3 protein-coding genes are annotated in these 2,921 nt (G+C 70.1%); all 3 read left to right on the top strand.

Going from position 1 to position 2,921, the window contains the following annotated elements; translation table 11 throughout:
* Positions 1-122: 122 nt before the first annotated feature.
* Entirely contained in the window at positions 123-1,019 is an 897-nt protein-coding gene (locus ACWGIC_RS44825; protein WP_452082048.1) for a RecB family exonuclease, read from the top strand.
* Entirely contained in the window at positions 1,019-1,810 is a 792-nt protein-coding gene (locus ACWGIC_RS44820; RefSeq protein WP_452082047.1) for a thioesterase family protein, read from the top strand. The genes ACWGIC_RS44825 and ACWGIC_RS44820 overlap by 1 nt, the downstream gene beginning before the upstream one ends.
* 62 nt (positions 1,811-1,872) lie before the next feature.
* The gene (locus ACWGIC_RS44815) at positions 1,873-2,808 is read left to right on the top strand and encodes a ParA family protein (RefSeq protein WP_452082046.1); all 936 of its coding nucleotides are present in this window, start codon (positions 1,873-1,875) and stop codon (positions 2,806-2,808) included.
* Positions 2,809-2,921: the final 113 nt, after the last annotated feature.

Below are 2,921 nucleotides of genomic sequence, written 5' to 3'. Positions count from 1 at the left end.
GGTGCAACGTGCACGGCCCCCCGGGCCGGGCGCGTTGCTCCTCGGCACGCCGACTTCAAGGCGATCCCGCACGCCCCGCCGAAGGCGGGGCCAACACAATTGTCGTACCCCAGCGTTACGCTCTGCCCATGTCCGACACCGCCACGGTCTCCACCCCTCCCGGGGCCGACGCGCCTGCCAGGAGGCGGCCCGCGTTGTCGCCGTCCCGGGCGAGCGACTTCAAGCAGTGCCCGCTGCTCTACCGTTTCCGCGCGGTCGATCGGCTGCCGGAGGTGCCCACTCGGGCGCAGCTGCGCGGCACGCTCGTCCACGCGGTTTTGGAGCGGCTTTTCGCCTTGCCCGCGGCTGAGCGGGTCGCGCCGAGAGCGAAGGAGCTACTCGCGCCGACGTGGACTGAGCTGTCCGCGGAGAGTCCGGAGTGGACGGAGCTGTTCGCGGACGGCGAACCGGGCGAGACGGACAAGTGGCTGGCTTCCGCGGAGAAGCTGCTCGATTCTTATTTCGAGCTGGAGGATCCGCGCCGGCTGGAGCCGGAGGCGTGCGAGCTGCACGTGGAGATCGAGCTGGGTTCGGGGGTGCTGCTGCGCGGGTACATCGACCGGGTGGATGTCGCGCCGACCGGCGAGATCCGGGTGGTGGACTACAAGACCGGCGCTGCCCCGCGGGAGATCGGCGAGGCGAAAGCCTTGTTCCAGATGAAGTTCTACGCGTTGGTGCTGTGGCGGTTGCGCGGGGTGGTCCCGCGGCAGCTGAAGCTGATGTACCTGACGGACGGCCAGTCGCTGGCCTATACGCCGGACGAGGCGGAGCTGGTCCGGTTCGAGCGGACGCTGGAAGCGATCTGGCAGGCGATCCTGAAGGCGGGGAAGACCGGGGATTTCCGGCCGAACAAGGGAAAGCTGTGCTCGTGGTGCGATCATCAGGCGCATTGCCCGGAGTTCGGGGGGACGCCGCCGGAGTATCCGGGCTGGCCGGAGCCGGATCCGGGCGAGGAGACGGTATTGGACCGGGCCGACTGATGGGCGACGCGTTTTTCCTCCCGCTCGGCGAGGAGCGGTACGAGGCGACTGAGCACACCGTTGGCCCGTGGGATCCGGGGGCGCAGCATTTCGGTCCGCCGTCGGCGCTGCTGGTGCGCGGGCTGGAGCGGCTGGAGTCGCGGCATCCGGCGCAGCTGGCCCGGGTCACGGTCGAGATTCTCGGCCCGGCTCCGGTGGGCGTGCTGGAGCAGCGGTCGTGGGTCGAGCGGCCGGGCCGGACGGTCGAATTGGTCCAGTCCGAGCTTGCCGCGAACGGCCGGACGGTCGCGCGGGCGTCGGGGTGGCGGATCGCGACGTCGGACACCGCCGGCATCGCCACGGACGGCGGTCCGCTGCTGCCCGCGGCCGACGCGGGCAGCGAAGCGGCTTTCCCGGACGACTGGCAGGGCGGCTATCTGCACGCGATCGAATGGCGTTCGGTCCGGGGCGCGATCTCCGCGCCGGGTCCGGCCGCGGTGTGGGGGCGGCAGCGGTATCCGCTGGTCGACGGCGAGGAGCCGACCGGCTTGCAGCGGCTGTTCGCGATCGCCGATTCGGGCAACGGGGTGTCGCATTTCCTGCCGACGGCGGAGTGGTGGTTCATCAATTCGGAGCTCACCGTGCATCTGCGCCGGATCCCTGAGGGCGAGTGGATCGGGCTGGACGCGGTCACGCTGGTCGGGCCGCACGGGATCGGCACCGCGACCAGTACGCTGCACGATCGTTCGGGTCCGGTCGGCACTGGCGCGCAGGCTTTGCTGGTGCGTCCGCGACAGGCCGGGGGCGGATGAGCGCGCTGCGGCGGGCAAGTCCGATAGCCTTCGCGGAACGACCGACAAGGGAGCGCTCCGGCATGCAGATCACCTCGGTGGTCAACCAGAAGGGCGGGGTGGGCAAGACCTCGCTGAGCGTGGGCGCGGCGGCGGCCCTCGCCGAACGCGGCAGGCGGGTGCTGCTCGTCGACCTCGACCCGCAGGGGCACGCGACGACCGAGATGCTCGGCATGGACGAGGTCCCGGCGGACGCGCCGAGTTTGGCGAAGGCGCTGACGAAGCTGTGGAAGGGCCCGATCGAGCAGCTGGCGGTGCCGCATCCGCGCAGCAATCTGGGCCGCGGCGGCGCGTTGGACGTGATCCCGACGTCGCCGGGGATGTTCGATCTGATCCGGAGGCTGGACCAGTTCCGGGTGCCCGGGTGGCAGCTGGCGAGGGTGATCCAGTTCGCGCACTACGACCACGTGATCATCGACTGCCCGCCCGCGCAGGATGTGCTGACGAACAACGCGCTGGCGGCCTCGCACGGGATCCTGGTGCCGGTCCAGCCGGACAAGACGAGCATTCGCGCCCTGCGCCTGCTGTCCGAGCAGGTCCGCTACGTGGAGCAGACGACGGGCCGCGCCCCCATCTCGTGGTTCGGCATCGTCCCTGGCCTGTACCGCCGCCCCATCTCGCACTACGCCGCCGCCGCGCTGCAGGAGATGTACTCCTTCGGCGTCCCCATGCTCTCGCACGTGCCGCTAGGCGTAGTGATGAACGAAGCCGCCGCACACGGCGTGCCAGTCACCACCTTCGCCCCAGAAACCATCCAAGCAGTCTCGTTCCGGGAAATCGCCGAAACCCTGGACAGCTACCTGGCCCAAAACCCCGGCCCCACCGAGGTCCCCGCCGACGACGAGTTCGTCTTCGAAGACTTCATCTCCGAGGTCGCCGTAGCCCGCAACGTCAACGACAACGGCGCCCGCAAAAAGCTCTACGACCTAATGCCCAAACGCCCAAACCGCCCCCGCTAACAATCCACCGTCCACTCAGGACACCCCCCGCCGCCCCACCCCAACGGCACCGAAACGCGGGATCGCGCCGACGTTTGGGCGGAGCGGCGGGACAGGCCGCAGGCCCCTCCCGC

It is taken from the genome of Amycolatopsis sp. NPDC054798 (genome assembly GCF_053611505.1).
The sequence above is the reverse complement of the archived record's forward strand: the minus strand, read 5'-3'. Positions and strand labels throughout refer to the sequence as shown.

Bases quoted from the DNA above. Each gene is read 5' to 3' on its own strand.
- ACWGIC_RS44820 (WP_452082047.1), top strand. From the start codon at position 1,019: ATGGGCGACGCGTTTTTCCTCCCGCTCGGCGAGGAGCGGTACGAGGCG.
- ACWGIC_RS44815 (WP_452082046.1), top strand. From the start codon at position 1,873: ATGCAGATCACCTCGGTGGTCAACCAGAAGGGCGGGGTGGGCAAGACC.